General features: G+C 53.6%; 18 protein-coding genes and 1 pseudogene. 15 read left to right on the plus strand and 4 right to left on the minus strand.

From position 1 onward, the window contains the following. Window positions 1-126: 126 nt before the first annotated feature. Window positions 127-255, plus strand: a pseudogene (locus ACFQ0N_RS36075) (PEP-utilizing enzyme); the annotation flags it as partial. 75 nt (window positions 256-330) lie between these two features. Here the strand turns inward: ACFQ0N_RS36075 and ACFQ0N_RS36080 are convergent. Next, window positions 331-1575, minus strand: a complete 1245-nt coding sequence (locus ACFQ0N_RS36080; protein ID WP_379334969.1) for an MFS transporter — start codon at window positions 1573-1575, stop codon at window positions 331-333. 244 nt (window positions 1576-1819) lie between these two features. Continuing rightward, complete coding sequence (locus tag ACFQ0N_RS36085; RefSeq protein WP_379334970.1) at window positions 1820-2422, minus strand: TetR family transcriptional regulator C-terminal domain-containing protein; 603 nt, start codon at window positions 2420-2422, stop codon at window positions 1820-1822. Between the two features lie 684 nt (window positions 2423-3106). Here ACFQ0N_RS36085 and ACFQ0N_RS36090 point away from each other — a divergent pair. The 14 genes from ACFQ0N_RS36090 to ACFQ0N_RS36155 all read left to right on the plus strand — a co-directional run bounded on the left by ACFQ0N_RS36090 (window position 3107) and on the right by ACFQ0N_RS36155 (window position 22477). After that, a complete protein-coding gene (locus ACFQ0N_RS36090; RefSeq protein WP_379334971.1) occupies window positions 3107-5491 on the plus strand; it encodes an NPCBM/NEW2 domain-containing protein in 2385 nt (794 codons plus the stop codon). 365 nt (window positions 5492-5856) lie between these two features. Continuing rightward, window positions 5857-6732 (plus strand): MurR/RpiR family transcriptional regulator, encoded by an 876-nt coding sequence (locus ACFQ0N_RS36095; RefSeq protein ID WP_379334972.1) that lies wholly within the window; start codon window positions 5857-5859, stop codon window positions 6730-6732. Window positions 6733-6789: 57 nt separating this feature from the next. Beyond that, a complete protein-coding gene (locus ACFQ0N_RS36100) occupies window positions 6790-7536 on the plus strand; it encodes a sugar isomerase domain-containing protein (RefSeq protein ID WP_379334973.1) in 747 nt (248 codons plus the stop codon). A 79-nt stretch (window positions 7537-7615) separates the two neighbouring features. Beyond that, entirely contained in the window at window positions 7616-8755 is a 1140-nt protein-coding gene (locus tag ACFQ0N_RS36105; protein ID WP_379334974.1) for a hypothetical protein, read from the plus strand. A gap of 48 nt (window positions 8756-8803) precedes the next feature. Further along, window positions 8804-10246: an ABC transporter substrate-binding protein gene (locus tag ACFQ0N_RS36110; protein WP_379335043.1), complete on the plus strand. Its 1443-nt coding sequence runs from the start codon at window positions 8804-8806 to the stop codon at window positions 10244-10246. 124 nt (window positions 10247-10370) lie between these two features. Continuing rightward, a complete protein-coding gene (locus ACFQ0N_RS36115) occupies window positions 10371-11474 on the plus strand; it encodes an ABC transporter ATP-binding protein (protein ID WP_379334975.1) in 1104 nt (367 codons plus the stop codon). Between the two features lie 32 nt (window positions 11475-11506). Next, the gene (locus tag ACFQ0N_RS36120) at window positions 11507-14341 is read left to right on the plus strand and encodes an extracellular solute-binding protein (protein WP_379334976.1); all 2835 of its coding nucleotides are present in this window, start codon (window positions 11507-11509) and stop codon (window positions 14339-14341) included. After that, the gene (locus tag ACFQ0N_RS36125; protein ID WP_379334978.1) at window positions 14338-15312 is read left to right on the plus strand and encodes a carbohydrate ABC transporter permease; all 975 of its coding nucleotides are present in this window, start codon (window positions 14338-14340) and stop codon (window positions 15310-15312) included. The genes ACFQ0N_RS36120 and ACFQ0N_RS36125 overlap by 4 nt, the downstream gene beginning before the upstream one ends. Window positions 15313-15316: 4 nt before the next feature. Then, window positions 15317-16192 carry a carbohydrate ABC transporter permease gene (locus ACFQ0N_RS36130; RefSeq protein WP_379334980.1) on the plus strand — a complete coding sequence of 292 codons (876 nt, stop codon included), beginning with the start codon at window positions 15317-15319 and terminating at the stop codon, window positions 16190-16192. Window positions 16193-16214: 22 nt separating this feature from the next. Then, complete coding sequence (locus ACFQ0N_RS36135; RefSeq protein ID WP_379334982.1) at window positions 16215-17654, plus strand: NHL repeat-containing protein; 1440 nt, start codon at window positions 16215-16217, stop codon at window positions 17652-17654. Beyond that, window positions 17651-18277: a YIP1 family protein gene (locus ACFQ0N_RS36140; RefSeq protein WP_379334984.1), complete on the plus strand. Its 627-nt coding sequence runs from the start codon at window positions 17651-17653 to the stop codon at window positions 18275-18277. The genes ACFQ0N_RS36135 and ACFQ0N_RS36140 overlap by 4 nt, the downstream gene beginning before the upstream one ends. Continuing rightward, window positions 18270-20573: a DUF5696 domain-containing protein gene (locus tag ACFQ0N_RS36145; RefSeq protein ID WP_379334986.1), complete on the plus strand. Its 2304-nt coding sequence runs from the start codon at window positions 18270-18272 to the stop codon at window positions 20571-20573. Before ACFQ0N_RS36140 ends, ACFQ0N_RS36145 begins: the two co-directional genes overlap by 8 nt. Then, window positions 20563-21468, plus strand: a complete 906-nt coding sequence (locus ACFQ0N_RS36150; RefSeq protein ID WP_379334988.1) for a carbohydrate ABC transporter permease — start codon at window positions 20563-20565, stop codon at window positions 21466-21468. Before ACFQ0N_RS36145 ends, ACFQ0N_RS36150 begins: the two co-directional genes overlap by 11 nt. 13 nt (window positions 21469-21481) lie before the next feature. Next, complete coding sequence (locus ACFQ0N_RS36155; RefSeq protein WP_379334990.1) at window positions 21482-22477, plus strand: carbohydrate ABC transporter permease; 996 nt, start codon at window positions 21482-21484, stop codon at window positions 22475-22477. A gap of 337 nt (window positions 22478-22814) precedes the next feature. Here ACFQ0N_RS36155 and ACFQ0N_RS36160 read toward each other — a convergent pair whose 3' ends face one another. Together ACFQ0N_RS36160 and ACFQ0N_RS36165 are read right to left on the minus strand one after the other, a co-directional pair. Further along, window positions 22815-22973 carry a GH36 C-terminal domain-containing protein gene (locus tag ACFQ0N_RS36160; protein ID WP_379334992.1) on the minus strand — a complete coding sequence of 53 codons (159 nt, stop codon included), beginning with the start codon at window positions 22971-22973 and terminating at the stop codon, window positions 22815-22817. 153 nt (window positions 22974-23126) lie between these two features. After that, entirely contained in the window at window positions 23127-23891 is a 765-nt protein-coding gene (locus tag ACFQ0N_RS36165; RefSeq protein ID WP_379334994.1) for a class I SAM-dependent methyltransferase, read from the minus strand. Between the last annotated feature and the right edge of the window lie 93 nt (window positions 23892-23984).

A 23984-nucleotide genomic window follows, 5' to 3' on the forward strand; every position in this document is an offset into this window, starting at 1 on the left:
ACGATGTGAAATGTATCGTTCGAGTCTACTCGAACGCCACGTTTAGATGGAAATCTTCCTGAAATTTCAAAAAATCTTCAAAACAGATACGGGGAGCCTTAACATTTGAAATTAATCGACGCTCTCCATGGAGCAGTTATCGCACGCGAATATGGTTTGCCAGCAGTTGTCGGAGTGGAGAATGCTACCAAACTGATAAAAGATGGGCAACGAATTCGCGTGCATGGAACAGAAGGGTATATCGAAATATTGTAATGTAAGCTAGCCTTTTGGACGAAATGCATTCAGGATAATGTATTCAGCTTGGCTTGATACAGCGAAGGCGGACAACTATAGACGGGTTGGCTCCGTTGTTTGGACGGCGTTCTCCCGTCCGGCTTCAAGCTGCATGCGCGGAGCGGTTTTAAGTCCAAGGCAAAACCAAGCTGCGGCAAAAACGATAACGGACGCTATGCCGAACGTGATGATGAGCGTTGTCGATTTCAGCACGAAGCCGGACATTGCCGATCCTGCGAGTATACCGCCGATCATCAGGGGGGCTATCGCGCCGTTTACGCGCCCGACATATGGCTCATCGACCAGTTTGATCAGTAGCATGCTAAGCACGATCTGCATGAACGCCATCATGATACCGACGAGAAAACGCATCGCTGCGGTCAAGGCGACCCAGACGGAAAGTGCTTCGACGAGCATCGAGACCGCTAAGAAGACGATGCCTGCGAACAGTATCAATTTCGTGTTAAGCCGCTCGGCCGTTGCCGCCGCGGTCAGCCCGCCGATCAGCATGCCTGCGCCGGACATCGCGTAAAACCATTGCAGAGCTTCCTTGTCGAGCTGAAGCCGCTCGGTCACAATGTAGACGTCCAGCGGCTGGATGAGTCCGGCCCCGAGACCGATCAGCGAAAACGCTCCGGCGATTAGCAGCAGGTTGCGGCTTGCGCGCACATACCGGAAGCCATCCTTCATCTCTTGCCAAATCCGGCTGTTTGCGGCACGCTCCGGTTTTGACATTTTGGGCAGCAGCATCTGAACGAGCGCCGATGCGCCAAAGAGCGCGAACAGGCAGAGCAGCGAATACGTGATGCCGAGCCACGAATAGATGAGCGTTCCGATCATCGGCCCGACGATCATGAACAGGGACATCATGCTTTGGTTAAGTCCTACGGCTGCCGATACTTGCGATTCGGGAACGTATTTTTTGAAAATGATGACGGAAGCCGGCTGTGAAACTTGGCTGACGACGGCGGAAACAAGCGTAGCCGCGAAGACGGCTTTCCAGTATCCTCCTGCGATCAACAGCATGATGACAGCAATCGAAGCGGCGCTCAGCATGTCGCTGGTCAGTAGCACCTTCTTCGGATTCCAGCGGTCCGCGAGCGTTCCGCCTACGAAGGCGAATAAAAAAATCGGCGCCTGCTCAATAACCGTCAGCATGGACACGGCGACAGGATCGCTGTTCGTTTGCTCCATGACGTAAAATAACAGCGCAATATTGCGGACCCATATCGCGATTTGCATCAGCAGATTGGCTGAGATCACGACGCGAAAAACGCGATTTTGAAACAATTCTTTCATAAACGGCCTCCTTAGGGCAAAGTTTAGCGGTTTTCCGAGTTTGAAAACTGAACGATCGGTCAGTTTTTGTGGCTGAAAATTCGCCAGCCAAACGGATCGCAGACGAAAGGCTACCAGCGATCGAAGGACGGCGTGGCGGGCATTGACTGGCGTCGCGAGTTAGCGGCGGATTCAGCGAAGCATCGGTTAGCGTGTGACGCATTAGTTGGCGGTGTTGAGTGCCGGTTCAGAGCTTATCGTTCTGCTAAGCGAGCGGCTTCGGCAGGCGTATGCCATCTAGGAATACGTCAATGGCTTTTTTGTACAGAGGCCCTAGTTTCTCGTATGGGAGATCATAAAAGGCGACGCTGAGTCCGGTCATCAAAGCGAACAAGATGTACATCAAATCCTCGGTGTCGACCTCGTGAAATTCTCCGTTTCGCATCCCTTCGTCAAGAAGCTTAATAAAGGCGGGATAGTGCGATTTCGTGAAAGTCAGCAGCTGCTCCATGATCGCCGGATCGGCAGAACGGCTGCCGGCAAACTCTTCCGCCGCTTTTAGCAGCGGATTTTGAAAATCCTCGACGTAATGCTGTGCGAGCCGGTACAGTTTATCGGTCGATGTCGTCAGCGAAAGCTCGAGTTCTTTCCAAGTATCCAGCCATTCCTGCATGTTGGCCTCAATCAAGTGGAGAAACAGCGTTTCCTTGTTTTTAAAATGATAGTAGATGCTCCCTTTACTCATGCCCGTCGCCGTGCGGATATCCTCCATGGACGTGGCTGCGTATCCTTTCTGGCAAAACAGTTCCTTCGCCTTGGTCGCAATCAGGCGTTTGGATTGCTCAGCCTCTTCTTTGCGGCGTGCCATGGTTGCACCTCCTTGATGATTAACTGAACGTGCGGTCAGTTATAGTATAAACGATTCCATACAAATATACAACGGCCGGTCGGCCGGTCCTTTTCAAGAAGAGCAAGGGACGGGTTGTCAGTGTACCTTTCGTGGTATGCGCCAGTGTATAGGGCGAGGACCTTAGTGATAGGCTTTCTTCGCTTTTTTCGCTTTTTTGGCGTTATCGCCAGGAGTTTTAGATTTCTGTGTTCCATTCAAAAAGTTTTTCGAAGAAATATTTTTCTTTGAAATAATTATCGAAAAAAATTTCTTGCAAACAAAAATGACCTTCCTTATAATGGAACTAACTTCACCTAGGTAGGAAGGATATTACTATGACAAACAAAATGCTCAAAGAAATTGAGAGCGCTGTCAGCCGTGTTTGTCGACATTTTCGCTCAAACCTGAACGAAGGGGAGGATCAAGGGAACCTTTCCCGTACTCACGGAGGATATCCACACTTTGCACCGCTCATTCTGGAAAATATCCTGCTTGACGGGTATTTGCCGATTGAGCCCCTATGCGACTGCATATCATTGTAAACGATGGAAACGCTATCACGAAAATAGTTTGAATGTACTCTCCAATAATCTGAAAGGAGGTGATGACATTTACCGCAGCAGAATTTATGCCAGTAGGAATACTTAAATTGGAGGGAATCCTATGCGCAGGTTCAAAGTATTAATTTTGTCCATTTTATTTGTATTTGCTCAACTGCTCCCGACAGGTGTATTTAGCAAACTGACTGAAACCGCATCTGCTTTGGATGATGGACTAGCCCTAACCCCGCCTATGGGGTGGAACAGCTGGAACAAGTTTGGCGGCAACATCGACCAGTGGAAAATCATGGCGATGGCAGACGCGATGGTGGAGAGCGGCATGAAGGATGCAGGCTATGAGTACATCAACATCGACGATAACTGGATGGCCGCATCAAGGGATGCGAACGGCGATCTGCTACCCGATCCTACGAGGTTTCCCGACGGAATCAAGGGAGTTGCCGATTATGTTCACAGCAAAGGGCTGAAGCTAGGGATATACTCCTCCAATGGCACGAAGACCTGTATGGGCCTTCCGGCGAGCCAAGGCCATGAGGAAAGGGATGCCGCAAAGTTCGCGGAATGGGAAGTCGATTTTTTGAAGTATGACTTCTGCTATAACGAGAGATCAAGTTTTTACGCGCCTGATCTGGAAAAGATCGTCGTATCCGATGGGACGAACGCGACAACATACGAAGCGGAGTCTCCTGACAATACGCTTACCGGAAATGCAAGAATCGTCGGCACAAAGGTTGGATTTATCGGCAATAACGCCGGAGATTTAACCATAAATAAAATCACCGTACCCGCAGCAGGCAATTATACATTAACGGTTTATTATTACAACGGGGACGCCGGTAGCAGAAATCTATACGTCAGCGTAAACGGAGGTACAGGAGAAAAATACAGTCTGCCTTCTTCGGGGGACTGGAGTACTGCGGCGTTATATCCTATCCAAATTGCCTTGGAGCAAGGCGAAAATAAAATCAAGTTCTATAACCCGGAAGAAGGGGACGGCACCACAATCTCGGCACAGCAATACGGAGTCATGAGAGATGCGTTGGAAGCTACAGGGCGCCAAATCATGTTCAGTATTTGTGAATGGGGAGCGAATCAGCCATGGTTATGGGGGCCGTCGGTCGGGCACCTGTGGCGCACAACCGGCGATATCACCGACACCTGGGATAGCATGACGGGCATACTGGATCAAAACTCGGTGCTTGCGCAGTATGCAGGACCGGGTCAATGGAATGATCCGGATATGCTTGAAGTCGGAAATGGCGGGATGACGGATACGGAATACCGTGCGCACTTCAGCTTATGGAGCATGATGGCCGCGCCTCTCATTGCGGGCAATGATATCACCAACATGTCGGATGCTACAAAGGAAATCCTTCTGAACAAGGAAGTCATTGCAATCGACCAGGACCCGGCAGGAATTCAGGGCAGTAAAATACGCGACGACGGAGATTATGAAGTATGGGTAAAACCGCTATCTAACGGAGACAAGGCGGTATTGTTCTTTAACCGGAGCCAGTCATCGACAACGATGAGCTTGAACATCAATGACCTAGGTTTAAAGGAATCTTCCGTATATATCGTACGCGATCTATGGGAGCACAGTGAAAGCGCAGCAGCAAGCCTTGTAAGCGCTGTCGTGCCTTCACATGGGGCAGCCATGTTCCGAATCCATCCCGGTACGCCGAATATGGCACAACCGGCAACGGATCTGACAATAACTTCTGACAACTATGTTGAAGTAGGTCAACTAAGCAAGATGACGATTACTTTAACGAATAACGGCAGGATACCTATTAAGGATGTCGCAATCAAACTCCAGACCCCTGACGGATGGGGAGTTCAGCCTACTTCGCCAACCACACTTAAAAATCTGCCTCCAGGCAAGTCGCATACGATGACACGGGATGTTATAGTGCCTAGCAATGCAAATCCAGCGTTATATGACATTGATGCGGAAGCAACCTTTATTTATGGGGGGCAAAAACTCCCGGGACAAAAACAGGTAAAGAGCAAGATCCAAGTGTACACAGCTCCACCTTCAAGTGATACTTATCTTAGCGATCTGAATTGGCTTGAATCAACCAACGGATGGGGGCCTGTTGAAAAAGATCGGAGTAATGGAGAGTCCGGTTTAGGAGACGGAAATATCATAACCATCGATGGTACGACTTATGAAAAAGGGCTCGGGGTGCATGCAGAATCAGCAATATCCTATTACATCGGCGGTACATTTTCCAAATTCATTGCCGATGTAGGCCTTGATGATGAAGTCGGAGACAACGGCTCCGTTACCTTTCAAGTTTGGGCGGATGGGAATATGGTCTATGAAAGCGAGGTACTGAACGGCAGTTCGCCGGCTAAGCATATCGATGTCGATATAACGGGAGCAAAAATCCTTAAGCTTGTCGTCACGAACGGCGGCGACCATAACGCTTATGATCATGCAGATTGGGGCGGCGCCCGGATCATCTATAACTCCAATTCATAGCACGTCATTCTACGGTATAAACCGACGATACGATTTACAAAACCTCCGATCGCAGGAAACACCTGCTTTCGGAGGCTTCTCCCTATCAAGCTAGCACCGTAACGGAACCATTAAGGCCGTTGAAACCGCAATCGACGGCTCTAACGTATCCACAACCAAAATCATCTGGCGAGGAAACCTTAGTAATAGGCTTTCTTCGCTTTTTTGGCGTTATCACCGGGGGGGGATCAGATTTCTGTGTTTCATTCAAAAAGTTTTCGAAGAAATATTTTTCTTAAATATAATTATCGAAAAAAATTTCTTGCAAATAAAAATCCCCATCCTTATAATGGAATTAACCTCACCTAGGTAGGAAGGATATTACTATGACAGATAAAATAATCAAAGAAATTGAGAGCGCTGCCAGCGATTCGACGCTCTTCTCAAAAATCCAAAGTTCCTACGGCAGCTTGAGCGCAACGGAGAAGCGCATCGCTGACTTCGTGCTTAATTCTCCCGAGAAGATTGTGTACGCCTCCGTGACGCAGATGGCCGAGGAACTGGAAATTGCGCAATCGTCCATCACGCGTTTTTGCCGTACGATTGGCTTTCGCGGATTCCAAGAATTGAAAATACGTCTTGCGCAGCATATGGAACGAATGAACCCGACGAACGACGAGTCCGAGCAAGAAATGAGCTTGCCGAAGAAGATGGCGCAAATTTCGGCGAACAGCATCCTAGACGCTTCCATGGGCATTGATCACGAATCGCTTGAGCAAGCGGTGGAACGGATCGCCGCCGCCCGCAAGATCATCCTGTTCGGACTTGGCGAATCGGGGCCGATGGCACAGCTTCTGAAGATTAAGCTGATGGGACTTGGCCTGACGGTCGATGCGCACGTCGACGTCCATCTGCAGTCGATTTCGGCGGCCCATGTTGACGAGCGGGACATCGTGATCGGCATCTCGCAGCAGGGAAGCACGAAGGACATCGTCGACGCACTGCGCGCCGCTCGGACAAACGGAGCGAAGACCGTATGCATCACCAGTCAGGGAAAGTCGCCGATCAGTGAAGTGTCGGATATCCGGCTCGTCTGCGTGCAGCGCGGCATTTCCAACATTGTGGAAAGCTTCAAAAGCAAGGCGTCGATCTTGTATGTCATTGAGCTGTTGACCGTGACGCTTTCGCTGCATTTGACGAAGCAGGCTGAAGGTCCGAAAATTTGGCTCACCACCGAATCGATATTAGACAAATTGTATTAGGGCGAAAGCGGATGATTGCATCGCTGAAAGACAAACGAACGGAGGGAAGGATGCGAGATGAGTATCGGAACAGAAACGGTTTTTAACGCGATTCTGGGTATTGTGTCCCAGGTGGAGCAAAGTCAGATGGAGAACATCAAGACGGCGGCCGGTCTTCTTGCGGGCACCTTGCTCGAAGGCGGTATCATCCATGTATTCGGGGCCGGGCATTCCAGGGCGTTCGGCATGGAAATGTGCGGCCGCGCGGGTGGCCTTGTCCCGATGAAGCTGATCGGCCTGGAGGATGTCGCCGCCGAGTCTTTCGGGCAAGGCCTCAACTTGGTAGAGCTGGAGCGGGACCCGAACACGGCGCACCGGCTGATGGAACTGCATGACATGCGGCCGGAGGACGCTTTGATCATCGTATCGAATTCGGGACGGAACGGTTCCTCCGTTGAATTGGCGTTCGAATGCAAGCGGCGCGGCATACCGGTCGTGGCCGTCACATCGCTGGCGCATTCGCGGCAGACGGACAGTCGTCACCCAAGCGCCAAGAAGTTGTACGAGGTCGCCGACGCCGTTATCGACAACTGCTGTCCATACGGCGACGTTCTGCTGGACATCCCGCAGCTGCAAGAGAAAACCGGCTCCGCCTCCAGCGTCGTCGGCGCGATGGTCGCGCAATCGCTGACCGCAGAGATCATCGGGCGTTTCATCCTGGAGGAACGAACGCCGCCGGTGTATATTAGCGCCAATGTGGACGGAGGCGACGAGCACAACCGCAAGATCGTGCAAGCGTATGCGCATCGCAGAATCACGTATTAACAATCCACAAGCGTAAGTGTGCCGTCGACGAAGCGAACCGTCCGGATGACGGCTGCTTATGTCAAAGGAGAGATGAATCTTGGTGAACAATCGACGGGCGAACGAGGGGCCGGACAACTGGCCGGATAACGCCGCCGCGGATCGAAGGCCGCATGCCGGAGCACCGCGATCGGCCGGCACCCATTCCGATGTGCTCGCTGCGGATTCGGCATCGCATGCCGATATTCTGCAGCGGGAAGCCGCCTGGATCGCAAGCCTGCAATTTGAAAGCGGTGCCATTCCAACCTACAGCGAGCCGCTCCCAAATTATGACTGCGCGTATAAAGTGATCCCGTATTTCGCGCATTTCGGTTTGCTCGGGCTGCTCGAAGCGCCGGGGCACGCGCCGACTGTCCGCAAGTATATGGATTGGTACTTTGCGCGCTTGAACCGGACGGCGACGCAAGCGGCGCCCGCCGGCTCCATATTCGACATCGCTATTGCGGCGGATCGGCGCACGGAAGCGACAACCGGCGACTGCGATTCGACCGACTCGTACGCCTCGACGTTCCTGAACGTGCTCCGCAAATATGCCGAGATGACGGGCGATATCGCTTATGTGCAAGCGCATCAAAGCGATATCGGGCTGATCGCGGGCGCGATGCTCGCGACGAAGCAGGCCGACGGATTGACGTGGGCGAAGCCGACCCACAAGGTCAAATATTTGATGGACAATACTGAGGTGTACAAAGGCTTGGACGATATGGTATGGATCAGTGAAGCCATATTCGCCGATGAGACCGCGGCGGATGTATACCGAAAGCACATGGAAGACGTGCGCGCGGGCATCGAGAACGAGCTGTGGAGCGAGTCGAGACAGGCGTACGCCTATGCGAAGACAGAGGACGGTATGCTGATCCACTCGAATTGGAGCCGCTTCTATCCCGACGCGCCGGCTCAGCTGTTTCCGATCTGGACCGGGATACTGGAGCCATCCGGCGAACGGGCGCGGAAGCTGTACGAAACGTTCAACGCCCATCATTCGGGCTGGCAGCAGCTGGAGAAGAGTGATGCCTTCCCGTGGGCGATTGTCGCTTATACGGCAGCGCGTATGGGTGATAGCGCGCGAGTAATCCAGTTTCTAGAATGCGTCCGTACCGCTTATGTCGATAACGGCCATCCTTGGCCGTGGTATGTGATGGAAAGCGGATGTACGATGCTGGCTGCTGCAATTAAATAAAGGAAATTACCGTTTATTCTAATCAAATAGGAGGGATATTCCTTGAAAATGAAAAAAGGGTTTTCCGCAATGATGAGTCTGGTCCTGGCCGCAACATTACTCGCCGGCTGCAGCGGCGGTTCTTCCAGCTCGGGCGGTGATTCGCCGCAATCGTCCGGGAACAACGACACGAAGAAGCCGGAAGGGACGGCCGATGCGCCCAAAACCACGGATGACGGACTGATTCCCGACGTAAAGGGCGAACTGTCGATACTGGTCGTGCAGGATCATATGAATGCGGCCGCTCCGGATTTAGGCGGCATCTACGATTATTTTAAACAATATTACCCCGACTTAAAGTTCAAGCAGCAGGACATCAAACATGAGGAGTTTGCGCCGGAAACGCTGACGAAAGCGATCGCCGCAGGGAACACGCCCGATGTGTACGTGACCGTGCCGGGCGACATTCCGGAGCTGTACGACAAGAAATATATCGAACCGCTCGACGATTTATTGAAAGCGGATCCGCAATATATGGACACGCTGAACCCGGCCGTGTTGAATATGAACAAATACAACGGGCAGACGTACGGCATAACGTGGATGACGCTGCCGCAGACGTGGATGATCAATACCGACCTATTCGAGAAGATGAGCGTGCCCGTTCCGACCGACGACTGGACGATCGACGAATTTATCGATATTAACAAAAAAATGGTTGACAAAGCAAACGGGATTACCGGCTCCATACCGAATGCGCAAGATCCGTGGGTATTGTTCTCCTGGCTCGAAGCCTACGGCGTGAAAGGGTTTAAAGAGGTTGACGGAAAACCCGTCTCCAGCTTCGCCGAAGATCCGAACGCGATTAAAGCGCTTGAGAAATGGATCGAATATACCTCCAAGAGCAACATCGGCCTCACAGGCGACGAGCTATCCAAGTTCGGTCTGACGGACCCGTGGTCTGCCTACTGGACGAAAGGGCATGTCGGCATGGTGCCGTGGTCGCTGTGGGGGCAGCCATACAATGTCGACACGAAAGAGAATCAATTCAACTGGACGGTCGTCAGACCGCCTCAAGGCCCGGGCGGCCGAGCTGCGATTGCATACGGCATGTCGCTTGCGATCTTCCCGACATCGCAGAACAAAGATTTGGCAATGAAATACATCAAGATTATGACGAGCAAGCATTTCTATGAGCATGCCCGCAGCAAGGATCCAAAAACCAACAGAGAGAGTCCGCTCACGCTAAGCCCGAGCGAACAGGTCTTCCCGGTCGGCATTCCGGCCATCAACGAGAAATTCCAAACGACGCCGGAAAACCAGGCGGCGCTGGATGGCTTCGTCCGCGCGATGCAGGACGCCAAGCTGGCCGATTACGGCGGCTTCGGGCAGACGGCGCTGAACGAATTGACTGCACTGATGCCGGATGTCGTGGCAGGTAAATTGCAAATCGCCGATACGCTGAAGCAACTGGATCAGACGATGAACACAAAATATTACAGTACCAGATAACAGCAGATAATGCCCGAGTTTGTTCGTGGCAGCGAACGCATGACGGTTTGCTGACCCGTGGACGACGGCAAGGCCGCGCGGGAAGCTGCGGCCTTGCCCAAACACGTGCAAAGGGGAGAGAACGTTGGCGAGAGTCGTGTTGAAAAACTTATGGAAGAGTTATCCGGGGGCGAAGAATGTAGCGCCCGCAGTGCAGGATTTCCAGCTGGACATTGCTGACCGGGAGTTCGTTGCCCTGATCGGCCCGTCAGGCTGCGGCAAATCGACGACGCTCCGCATGATCGCCGGCCTAGAGAGCGCCACCCAAGGAGAAATTTATATTGACGATCAGCTTGTCAACGATTTATCGCCCAAAAAGCGCAACATCTCGATGGTTTTCCAGAATTACGCGCTGTACCCAAGCCTCAGCAATTTCGAAAACATCGCGTTCGCGCTGAGGGTTGGCCGGGCGCAAAAATATATCATCGAAGAAAGTGTCAAGCGAACGGCTCGAAAGCTGGAAATCGATCATCTGCTGGACCGTTATCCGCGCGAGGTGTCCGGCGGACAGCGGCAGCGGGTGGCGCTCGGACGCGCCATCGTCCGCGACCCCCGGGTGTTCCTGATGGATGAGCCGCTATCCAATCTGGATGCCAAAATGCGTGTCCAGATGCGGCTTGAAATCATCAAGCTGCACCGTTCCCTGCACGCGACAACGATCTATGTGACCCACGACCAGATCGAAGCGATGACGATGGCGGATCGTATCGTCATAATGAACAAAGGCGTGATCCAACAGGTGGGAACACCCGAGGAGATTTATAATTACCCTGCGAACACGTTTGTGGGCGGGTTCATCGGCAATCCGCCGATGAATTTCATCAACGGAACGATCGAGCACGGGCGTGTGTTCAGCAACAAAACGATGGGGCTCCAAATTCCGCGTGAAACGGGAGAGCGTCTGCAGGAGCAAAATGTCCACTCGGTCATCGGCGGCATAAGGCCCGAACAGCTGTATATCGAGATGGGCTCAAGTCCAGTATCGGATCATACGTTCGTTGGCACCGTGGATGTAACGGAGCTGATCGGCGCCGACCGGCACGTTCACGTCGATCTTGGCAAAACCGGCACTGTCGTCGTCCGAACCGGGGCCGAAACCCGTTTCCGCGAAGGGGATACGGTTACCGTCAAGGCAAATATGGATAAGTTTCTGTTCTTTGATCCGAATACAGGGTGCCGCATCCATTAGCTCATTAGTTTCATCGAAACGGAGTGAGAAAGTTGATCGATTATAGAAGAGCGATATCCGTTCTATGCGTCCTCGTGCTCGGTTTGGTGCTGCCGCTCCAGTCCATCGCGCTGACGGCGCAGGGTGATCCGGAGAACAACGCGTATCAAGCGAAGATCGGCGAACTGGAGCAAGCGGGGGCGGCCGATACGGCGAATCTTGCTGTCGAAGTTTCCGGGGCCGGGTATGCGCGCCTATCAGGAGACGGTATTCGCGCGGGCGACTTCGAAGGGAGGAAAGACGTGCTCGTCTGGGAGAGCGCCTCGGGTCAGGTGGACTACGACATTGAGCTTCCCGAGACGGGATTCTACAACATCTATGTGGAGTACATGGACGCAGGCGCGTACCCCGAAGCACTTGAGCGCGGGTTGACCGTCAACGGCGAAACACCTTATTCGGGGATCGACACGTTCGTGCTCGGGCAGCATTATCGGTATGACGCGTACCCGTTCGGCCTGGATGCCGACGGGAACGAAAAGCGTCCGAAGCAGCTCGCCGTGAAAGCGTGGTATACCGAACCGATTGCCGACAAAACGGGGATGACGAGCGCTCCGCTCAAATTTTACATGAAGCAGGGGACGAACAGGCTCTCGCTTACCGGAGTGAGAGGCGCTCTGGCCATTAGCAGAATCATTGTGAAATCACCCGAGCTGATCCCAAGCTACAACGATTATGAAGCAAGCCTGAAGTTCGCGAAGACCCCTTCCACATTCATCCAGTCGGTCGAAGGGGAAAACCCGTCCGAGATTTCCTCCCCGAGTATTCAGCTGTTCAGCATTTCCGAGGCGGGCGTAAGCCCGGAAACGTACGGGAAGCGCAAGTACAACGCGATCGGCGGTTCATCATGGAGGCTGCCGCAGCAATGGGTAGAGTGGCAAATCAACGTACCTGAGGACGGGACGTACCAAATCGGCATCAAATACGAGCAAGCCGACAACAATGCGCTTAGCTCCTTCAGAACCGTTGAAATCGACGGCAAGCTTCCTTTTCGGGAAATGGCGAACGTCGCCTTCCCTTATCGTACGTCGTGGCAGAACAAAGTGCTGGGGGATGAACAACCGTACGGTTTCCGCCTTGCAAAAGGCAAGCATCGGATACGGCTAACCGTGACGTCGGAGCCTTATCTGAACATCTATCAGTCGTTAGGGCGGACATCCGAGGCGATCAGCAAGCTTGATGTTGAAATCAAGAAAATAACCGGGGTCACAAGCAATAAGCAAATCGATCTGTTCAAACGGTATGATTTGAAAAAGTATATGCCGGATCTGGATAAGCAGCTTCACGAGCTGGCGGCCGGCATCAGAGAGCAAATCGCCGCTTTGTCCCGTCTGACAGGCTCGGCCGCGAGTGGATTCGACGTGCTCCTTGCGGAAGCGGAGCGGCTCGAGGACTACGCGAAGCGGCCTGATGACATTCCGAAGAGCGTCGATTCTCTCACCCGCGTCGAGGCGAATGTGGCGAATTTTGCCGCGAGCCTGGCGTTTCAGCCACTTCTGGTCGATACGATCATGGTGAAAAGCGCAGATGCAGAATTCCCGAAGGCGGGTGCCGGTTTTTGGCAGGCGCTCGGATTTTTCTTCAAAAGCTTCTCTGCTTCCTTCACGAACGATTACGACACGAAGAAAGGGTCGGAGGGCACGATTGAGGTTTGGGTGCAGCGCAACCGAGATTATGTCGACTTGATGCAGCAATATGCGAACGAATACTTTACGCCGTTAACCGGCTACAAGGTCAACGTGAATTACATTCCGGGGGCGGACGTGCTTGTCCTGGCCAACGCCGCAGGCAAACAGCCGGATGTCGTGACCGGGGTCGGTATGGATACACCCTTTAATTTCGCGCTGCGCAACGCGGTCGTCAATATGAACGAATATAACGAATATGGGGAGCTGAGCAAGCAGTTCGCGCCTGGCACGCTCATTCCTTTTCGCTATAACGGAGGCGATTACGCGCTTCCCGAAGAAGCGACGATGAACATGATGTTTTACCGCGAAGACGTGCTGAACCAGTACCGCATCCCAGTTCCGCAAACGTGGGAGGACGTCAAAAAAATAATTCCTTCACTGCAGCAGAACAATATGAATTTCTGGGCGCCGCAAGGCGACTGGCTGACGTTCTTCTATCAGAACGGCGTCGAGCTGTATACGCCGGACGGCTTGGATGTCGACTTCGATACGCCGCAAGGGTTTGCCGCTTTTAAATATATGACCGATTTGTATGTCAAATACAACTTGCCCCAGGTCATTACAAGCTTCTATCAGCATTTCAGGCAGGGGGACGTTCCGGTCGGCATATCCAGCATAAGCGATTACGTACTGTTAAGACTCGCGGCTCCCGAGCTGTCCACTTCGTGGAAAATCGCCCCGATCCCGGGCACGATGGACGACAGCGGGACGAATGAAAGGTGGCAAGGCGGCGACGTGAGAGGGGTCATGATCATGAAGACAACGAAGGAACGGCAGGACAAGGCGTGGGCATTCGTAAAGTGGTGGATGTCGACGGAAACACAGGCCCGGTTCGCCAATGAGCTGGAAAACAATTACGGCCTGGAGTTCAGATGGTATTCCGCGAACCCGGAAGTCGTGAAGCGAACGCCATGGGAGCCGCAGGACAAAGAGGTCGTGCTGGAGCAGTTGAAATGGTTCAAGGGCATTCCGTACGTTCCGGGAGGCTCCTATATGACCGGGCGGGAGCTGGCGAACGCGTGGACCGGCACGGTCATCGACAAGGGGAATTACCGCGAAAAGCTGGAGCAAGCGCTGAGCAGCATCCAGCGCGAGATGGCACGATACAGACGGGAATACGGACTGTCGGGGGGATCACAATGAACGGCGCAACGGAAACGGTCGCCGGCGCGAACGGTATGCAGTCGCGCAAGCGAAGCGACAAAGCCGCCTACATCTGGCGCGAGATGAAACGGAACAAATTGGCTTACGTTTTTCTGGCCCCGTTTCTGATCTGCTTCGTCTTGTTTATCGTGCTGCCGGTATTGTCGGCGACGCTGCTCGCTTTTACAAGGTATAACTCGATCGAGGCGCCGGTATTCGTAGCCTTGCACAATTTCAAGGTCATGTTCACGGATGACATCATCCTGATGAAGTACGTCATTGCCAACACGTTCAAATTCGCCGTGTTTGTCGGGCCGGCTGGCTATGCGCTGCAATTTCTGATGGCTTGGCTCATCCTGCAAATTCCGAAGCGGCTGCGATCGTTATTTACGATGGCGATTTACGTGCCCTCCATCGCGGGGGGCGTCATGATGTCGGTCGTTTGGGTTATCGCCTTCAGCGGCGACCGGTACGGTTATTTAAACCAGTTGCTGCTGTACACGGGCTTTATCGATACGCCGATCGCATTCACCCAATCGAGCGGTTACTTAATGGGCGTGATGATTTTCGTGACGCTGTGGAGCAGTATGGGGGTCGGCTTTTTGTCGCTGCAGGCCGGGATGATGACCGTCGACCCGCAATTGTACGAAGCCGGGAAGATGGACGGTATTCGCAACAAAATTCAGGAGGTTTGGTATATTACGATCCCGGCGATGAAGCCGCAGATGTTGTTTTCGGCCATTATGGGCATCGTCGGCGCGCTTAAGGCGGGCGGCATCGGCGTCCAATTGTCGGGTACGAACCCGACGCCCAATTATGCCGGCCAACTGTTGCAAAACCATATCGAGGATTTCGGCTTTCTCCGATTCGAGCTTGGCTACGCGACGGCGCTTTCGTTCATGATGCTGATTCTTATGTATGTTATCAACCGGGCATGCTTCCGGCTGCTTGGCACGAAGGAGGATGAATAGGGCCATGCTGATGATGAAAAAAAGGGCCAGAAAACTCGCCCCGTTCACGGTGTCAAGCGGGATGAGGCTGCTGTTCGTCGCCTTATACGCCTTGCTCTCCGTCGCGCCGATCGTGTATATCGTCAATACGGCATTCAAGCCTTTGCCGGAGTTGTTTTTGTATCCGCCTTCGTTTTTTGTGAAGCACGCATCGCTCGGCAACTTTTACGACTTGCTGTTCGCACTAAAGCTGTCGATTCTGCCATTCTCGCGGTATTTGTTCAATAGCGTGGCCGTTACGACCGTTACGATCATCGCTGCCGTACTGATCAGCACGATGGGGGCCTATGCGCTGTCCAGAATGCGGTTCCCGGGAAAGGACTGGATTTTCGGCGGCATTATCATTTCGCTCATGTTCTCGCCGGAAGCGGTTCGCATTCCCCGTTATTTGATCGTCGCGAAGCTGGGGCTCATGAATTCGTACGTCGGCCATATTTTGCCGCATCTTGCACTGCCGGTCTGCATTTTTCTGATCAAGCAGTTCATGGATCAAATTCCGCGCAGCTTAAGCGAAGCGGCCAAAATCGACGGGGCGAGCGAGTGGCGCGTCTTCGCCTCGGTGATCGTTCCGAACGTCAAGCCGGCGATCGGGACTTCCATGATCCTGACGTTCCAGTCGGTATGGGGCGACACGGAAACATCGACCTATTTCATGACGGACGAGGCGATGAAGACGCTCCCTTATTTCATCCAGACGCTTACCGGCGGTCTGACGACGGTCGTCGCCCGGCAGGGAGCGGCGGCTGCGGCGGGGCTGCTCATGTTCATCCCCAACCTGATCATCTTCGTCATTTTGCAGAAGGCGATGATCAATACGCTCGTGAACTCGGGAATCAAATAAGGCTATACGGGGGGGAGCCAAATTGTCTACAAAATGGATAGCCGCTTCGGTGCTCGCTGCCGTCTTATGGTTGTCGTGCTGGAACGGCCACGCGGCCGCAGCCGTTCCGTTCCGTTCCTTTGGCTATTTCGACGGCAAGCCTTACCGCATTCAGTCGCTTTATGTGCCGGAACGCGTCATCGGCGACCAGTTGTTCGCGGAGGCGAACGGCGTCCGGGAAAGCGTGCCCGGACTGAACGGGCCGACCGGATTATTCATCGACGGCAACGATTATGTCTACGTCTCCGATACGATGAACAACCGGGTCGTGAAGATGGACGATAACGGCCTGCTCGTCCGCGAGTTTGGACTCGGGACGGAGGACAAGGCAAAGCTGAATGCGCCGGAAGGGATTTACGTGGCGCCGAACGGCGATGTGTACATTTGCGATACGGGCAACAACCGGATCGCTGTGTATAACAGAGAGGGCAAGTGGATCGACGAAATCGTCAAGCCGGACACCGTCAGCTTGAAGGACGTTACCTTCATTCCGTCCAGGGTATCGATGGATATCCGGGGATTCCTATACGTAGTCGCGAAAGGCGTCAACGAAGGGCTGATCGTCATTTCCCCCGACAAGGGATTCGACGGATTTTTCGGCTCCAACAAGATCCATCTTTCGCCGCTCGACCGGCTGAAGCGATTGTTCTACACCGACGAGCAGATGAAAGCGTCGGCGGCAGGAGCGGACAGCGTGTCCGATGTCTTCATCGACCGGGAAGGCTTCGTCTATACGACGACAATCAGCGCAGCAACGGAGCAAATCAAGAAATACAATGTCGGCGGTGAAAATCTGTTCTCGGGGAAAAACATGCAAGTTGCGGATTCGCTTGCGCCCAGCGTCTCCTACTCGGGGGTTACGGTAGACAGCCTCGGCAACATCTACGGCATCGACGCCGGAGCAGGGAGAGTGTATCAGTTCGATGCCAACGGGATGCCTGTCTTCTCCTTTGGCCGGAAGCTGACGGACACCCAGCTTCGAATTGGCATGTTCGGCGATCCAGTTAGCATCAAAGTGAATTCGAAGGGGTATTTGTTCGTCACTGACCGACTGTTTAGCGGCGTGCAGGTGTTTCGGCCAACCGAATTTTTGCAGAAGATTCATAAGGCTGATGAGCTGTTTAGCGAGGGAGAGTACAAGGAAGCGATGGCAAGCAGTGAGGCTGTGCTGAGGAGCAACGTGTTTTACTACAAGGCGCACTACATTATCGGAAAAGCGCTCTATCGGCAAGGGGAGTGGGAGCAATCGATGGATAGATTCGAGCTGCTTTATGATACGGACGACTATTCCGACTCGTTCTGGGAATGGCGGATCCGCTGGGTCCAGGACTACTTCGGGTACGTCGTGGCCGCGCTTGCGGCGGGAACTGCCGTTCTTCTGATCGCAGGCAAGCTGAAACGAAGGCGAGGGAACGCGTCATGAGAAGATTAGGGGAACAGCTTGCCTATACGTGGACGTTTTTGCGGCATCCGATCGACGGTTTTTACGATTTGCGCTTTGCTGGTAAAGGTAGCGTATTGTCTGCATCAGTCATATTGGCTTTATTTTACTTATGCCGGCTGCTGAAGCTGGCGTGGACGCATTTCGTGTTCAATCCGTTAGGGCTTCACGGCACCTCGCCGGTTCAGGAATTGCTGATCGCTTTGCTGCCGGTCTTGATCTGGGTGCTGGCCAATTATCTCGTCAGCTGCATCACGAAAGGGCAAGGCACGTTCAAGGCCGTTTATATTTCGACGGCTTACTCGTTGCTGCCGTTCGTGTATTTCGCCGTCCCGGTCGCGATCGTGTCGAACGTGTTCTCAAAGGCCGAAGGGACGATCTACGGTTTTTTCGATTTTGTCATATGGGGGTGGATTGCCATCCTCTTCTACATTCAGGTGAAAGAGGTGCACGGCTTCGAGGTGACAGAGACGTTCGTCAACATGCTGTGGATGCTGTTCTCCGGGGTCGCGATTATCGCCTTTTCTCTTGCCTTGTTCGGCATTGTCGTCCAATCGGTCAATTTTGCGGTTTCGTTCTTCAGGGAGGCGATCGGTTATGTCTAAAAGCGCACTGCTCCGTAAAGCGAAAGTCGTGGGCGCCCTGGCGGCCGTTGTTGCGGTTCTGTTCGCCTTCAGGCTGTTGATCGCAGGAGAGGCCAAGATCCCCGTCTCCGGAGAGACCGGCGACGAGGCCATACACGCGATGGTAACGAATGACACGCTGTCGAAGATCGAAGGAAGCGGGCTCGTCAAAGCTGCGGAGAACGACAAGCTGATCTTGTCGATCGATACGAAGGACGGCAACATCGAGGTGCTCGACAAGGCGGGCCATTCCATTTGGCGTAGCAGGCCGACGCCGGAGGAGGTGGAGCGTGACACGTCCAACAACTTATGGAAAAACAATTTGCAGTCGCCGATAATCGTTGAATATGTCAAAGACTATAGTGAGACGATCCCGAATTATGCCAACGTGTTCACGCAGAATACGAAGGTCGGCATTTTCCGATTGAAGGGCGGGGCGAGAGCTTTCTACGATTTCGAGAGCCTTGGCATCCAAATCGCCGTCGACTATTATTTGCGCGAGGATCATCTGGAGGTGGATGTCCCGCGTTATATGATTCGGGAGCCGGACGATTCGAAGGTGGCCGGGCAGGTGAGCACTGAGGCGGCTGCCGGCAAAACGAGGAAGATCGTCGGCTACAACGTGCTGCCTTTCTTCGGCGCTGCCCAGAAGGATAGCGTGCGGCAAGGTTACTTGATGGTGCCGGACGGCCCGGGGGCGTTGATCCGGTTTGACGGGCATAAGAAGTATAACCTTGCTTTTAGCGGCCGGGTCTATGGGAGCGATCTGTCTTATGCCAACCAATTTGACTCCTCCTTGCGCGCCGATTTGGCTCAATCGATGGTGGTCTATCCGGCATTCGGGATCAATCGCGGCGACGCCTCCATGCTCGCCGTAATCCATAGCGGGGAGAGCGAAGCAGAGATCGTCGGCAATCCGGCTGGCGTGAACACGAGCTTTTACAGCGCGTATCCGCATTTTATTTACCGGGAGAAATACAAGAAATTGACCGACCTGACGGGAGCGGGCGTGTACCTGTACACCGAGTTTCCGGTCAGCGTTTCCAGCAACATCCGCTATTATTTCATGAATGGTGCGAAGTCAAATTACGCCGGCATGGCCGAAGCGTACCGGAATTATTTGATGCACGATAAGGGACTTGCCCGCCTGCCGAAGCTTACAGGCGATTTGCCCCTGGAGCTCCGAATTATGGGCGGCGCGGAAGCGACCGGCTTCCTGAAGCCAAGCTTCATTCCGATGACGACGTTTGAGCAAGCGGCGGACATACTCGGCTATTTCCGCGATAATGGCGTTCGCAGCATGACGGCCGTATATGAAGGCTGGGCCAAGAGAGGAACCTCGGTGGAATATCCGGACCGCTTCCCTGCAGAGGATCGTTTGGGAGGCATGTCGGGGCTGAAGGCCTTGACCGACCAGGCGCATCAGATCGGCTACCGGCTGCTGCTGGCCGACGACAATATGCGGGCGCGAACAGGCAAGGGCGTCTCGGAGCGAAGCGATATCGTACGCAACATCCTGAACGCCCCTCTCGACATCGGCGACGGGACGCGCGAACAGGTGCTGAATGCGGCTGCCATTGCGCGGACGCTGGACGACAGCATTCCCCGCTATCGGGAGCTGAATGTGGATGGAATTCAGGAGAACGGGATGAATCTGCTGAACTCGGATTTTAATGCATCGTCCCCGATGAACCGGGAGCAGACGAAGCGGAGCTACGAATCGTTCATCTCCAGGATGGTCAAGGAGCTCGGGGCCGTCAGACTGGAGCGAGGGCTGGCTTACCAACTGGTAAGCGGGGTTTCCGTTGAGAACATCGCCGCCGATTACAGTTTCTCACCCATTGTGGACGAAAATGTTCCGTTCTATCCGATGGCGCTGCACGGGCTTGTCGATTACGTCTCGATGCCCTATAACCTGATGGACGAACCGGACAAAGAGCTGCTCAAGGCGATCGAATACGGAGCCAATATCAGCTTCGAAGTGACGGCGGAGCCGACCGAACGGCTCATAGACGCCGAGACGGAATTGTACAGCTCGGAATTCGAAGTATGGAAACAAGATATTTTGCGGCTGTACGGCAAAGTGAAGGAAGCGCTCGGGGGCGTTTCGGACTCGTTCATCATCGCGCATGAGCAGTTAGCCCGGGACGTGTACCTGACGGTCTACGACAACGGTACCAGGGTCGTTTGCAATTATACGGACGCTCCTTATGCTTACCAAGGGAAATCCGCTCAGCCTATGGACTTTATCGTCATGAAGGGAGGGGATGGCGATTAAGAAGCTGAAAATCGAAACGAAGCAAAAGCTGCAGGGTCTCGGGTTTATGTCGATTTGGATCGTCGGCTTGCTGCTGTTCTGGGTTTACCCGCTCGTCTATTCATTCGTCATGAGTCTGAACAAAATTGTCATTCAGGCGGAAGATTTGATCTGGACGTTCGTCGGCTTCGCCAATTACGGCCAAATCCTCCTGAAGGACACTGCGTTCTGGGACCAGTGGATTCCGTTTTTCATGGAATCGGTCGCCATGATCCCAATTATTATTCTGTTCTCGATCATTTCGGCGCTGTTCCTGAATCAGAAATTTCCGATGCGCTCGTTCTTCCGCGCCGTGTTCTTCCTCCCGGTGCTGTTCACGACGGGAGGCGTCGTCATCAACCTGCTTGCGGCGAACACGGGTGGCGGGGCGGCGGCCGGCATGTCGAACACGCTGACGCTGCAGTTTTTGCAGGATCCGAACCTGCTATCGTTCATCCATTCGTATTTCGATCCGAAAATAGCCGGCACCGTCACGGACATTCTGGATTCCTTCGTCATCATCCTGTGGTATTCCGGCGTGCAAACGGTACTGCTGCTGGCTGGGCTGCAGAGCATTTCGCCCACCGTGTACGAAGCGGCGTCGATCGACGGGGCCAACGGTTGGGAGACGTTATGGAAGATCACGCTGCCCGGTCTCGTTCCTTTTATCCTTATCGTTGCCGTGTATTCTGTGGTCGACCAGTTCACGCTGTCCGCCAACCCGATTATGGGGATGATCCAGCGCAATATGTACGAAGGAACGCGAGGCATGGGCTACGCCAGCGCAATCGGATGGCTGTACGTCACGTTCGTCATGCTGATCCTTGCGGCCATCTTCCTCATATTCCGTAAAGCACTCGTTCAGAGAGAAAGGTAAGGAGGTGTCCGACTTGAATGTTCTGCAGAAAATCCGGCACAATGTTGCGATTGCGGCGTTACGGAGGGGAAGCGTGCGCCACAAAGCGAAGGCCGTCATCCTCGGCACGAACAAAGAAAAGCAAGGGCTATTGAAATATGCGCTGATCTATTTCGTCCTGATCAACCTGGCCCTGATTTATATTGCGCCGATGGTATCCATGCTTAGCACCTCGCTCAAGACGTTCTCGGATTTGATAGACCCGACGACCAAATGGATTCCAAAAAGCTTGAACACGATCAACTTCAAGTACGCCTTTGACGCGCTCAAGATCGTCGTCACCTTTCACGATGACTTCAGCCTGTGGGAAAATTTGCGGCGATCCACACTGTTCAATACGCTGTCTATCGTCTTACCATCTGCCATATTGCAAATGTTCTCGTGCGCCATCGCGGGTTATGCGTTCGGCAGAATGAAGTTTCCGGGGCAGAAGCTGTTCTTCGCGCTGTTGATCCTGACGTTCGTCATCCCGCCGCAAACGCTCATGATTCCGCTCATTTGGACGTACAAATCGTACGGCCTGCTCGATTCGCCGTTAGCGTTCGTCGGGCCCGCATTGTTCGGTCACGGCTTGAAGGGCGCTTTGTTCGTCTTCATGTATATGCAATATTTCAAGAAGTTTCCGAAGGAGCTTGAAGAAGCGGCCGTCATCGACGGCGTCGGGGCCGTCAAAATGTTCTGGAGAGTCATGTTTCCGCTCGCGAAGCCGGCTATCATTGTCGTGCTGTTATTCTCTATTGTGTTTCATTGGAACGAAAGCATTTTGACCACCTATTTCTATCCGAAGTTGCAGACGCTGCCCATCATCACGGGCGCCCTACAGCCAGAAGGCGAAACGCAGCAGCAGCTGTTCCTGCTGCCGGTCAAGATGGCCGCCGGCCTGATCGAGCTGGCTCCGCTGCTGATTTTGTACATGTTCACGCAAAAGTGGTTCACGGAAAGCATCGAGCGAACCGGGCTTGTGGAGTGACGGGCGGCCTGAGTTGATCGTTTTTACATCGCACACCAACTGGGAAATCGCTATGACCCACGAGAGACGTGAACAGGCATTTGACTAGCGCCAGTAAAGGAAATCCGTCTCAAAGCCCGAATGGGCCACAACGCATTTGGAAAGGGGCTGTCCCAAAAGCGAAGGACGCCCCTTCTTCAATTTGTAAAATAAAAAGAAACCTTTCCTTGTAAAGGAGAGATTTCTTTTTATTGATTTACATAAAATTAAAAACTTGCTACATTGAGCTGTTTTTGGGAGAAATTAACCTTACACTTTAGCGACAGCCCCCTTCGTTATTCCGCGCGGAAGCGGAACACTAGCTTTGGAAATCTCCATGTTGCAGTGGTAAAGCGATACCTGCATACATGAGCTCGTCGCCGCCGTATACTTCGCCTGTATCTACATGGTGGTAATTCCGCTGAGGGTCGAGTCCTTTGAGCTTCAGGCGTGGCTTTGCAAATGGAAACCCCGCCATTCATTACTCCCGGTCGACATCCTTATCGTTGATCGGTCAGATTTGTTGAAAGCACCCTTGACGGGTGCTTTTCTCATGCAGGGGGTGGGAAGGGGAAGGGATCGCGTCCGTTCGCGTATGGTTGCAAATACATGTCCCCCGCGTCGTCTATCGCTATCCTATTTGCCCGTAATACACTTCCGTCTCGTATTCGAATGCGACGCGACCGTCCCGTTCATGCCTAGCGTACAGCTCCTCCAGCTTTGCCTTGAACGCCGCGTACCGCTCGTCTCCCGGCAGCGGCGTATAGGACGAAGAAGCCGTCCTACCGGCCAGTTCCTCCATATTGAACAGCTGGCGATTCGCAAATTTGCGCAGCGTATAGTCGCCGTCCCGAAAGAAGGCGCCGTACTGCTCCGGACCGAGCCGCGTATGCTTCACCTTGTCGTAATCGCTCGCATAGTCGAACAGCAGTCGATCGTACTCCTCCGCGAAGGCGTCGGAATCGACCCGCCGCTTGTTCCATATAAGGGCGACCGGACCGTCCGGCTTCAGCACGCGCGCGAATTCTTTCCTCGTCTGTGGCAAGTCGAACCAATGGAACGCCTGGGCGACGGCGATGGCGTCCACCGACCGCTCCGCCAGTTCCGTCCGCTCGGCCGAGCCTCCCACCGATATGTATCGGTCGCTGTACCGTTCCCGCAGCAACGTTTCCGCGGCAAGCCGCATATCCGCGTTCGGCTCCACGGCGTATACGGTTGGCCCTCGCTCCAGCAGCAGCTCCGTAAGCTTGCCCGTTCCCGAGCCGACGTCCGCGATCGTCCCGTTCGTGGGGAATCCGGCTTCGCCGAACAGCAGGTCGATCCCCTCCGCCGGATAGCCCGGCCGATACTTGACGTACTGCTCCACCCGATTGGAGAAACGGATTTTGCTGTCCATCTTTGGATCACGCTCCTTCATATTCTTCGATTATAGCAGTCTGCCCCATTGCCGCAGATGCGGTTTCAAACCTAGCAAACTTACTATATTATA

It is taken from the genome of Paenibacillus sp. GCM10027626 (assembly GCF_042676285.1).
GTDB lineage: Bacteria > Bacillota > Bacilli > Paenibacillales > Paenibacillaceae > Paenibacillus_Z.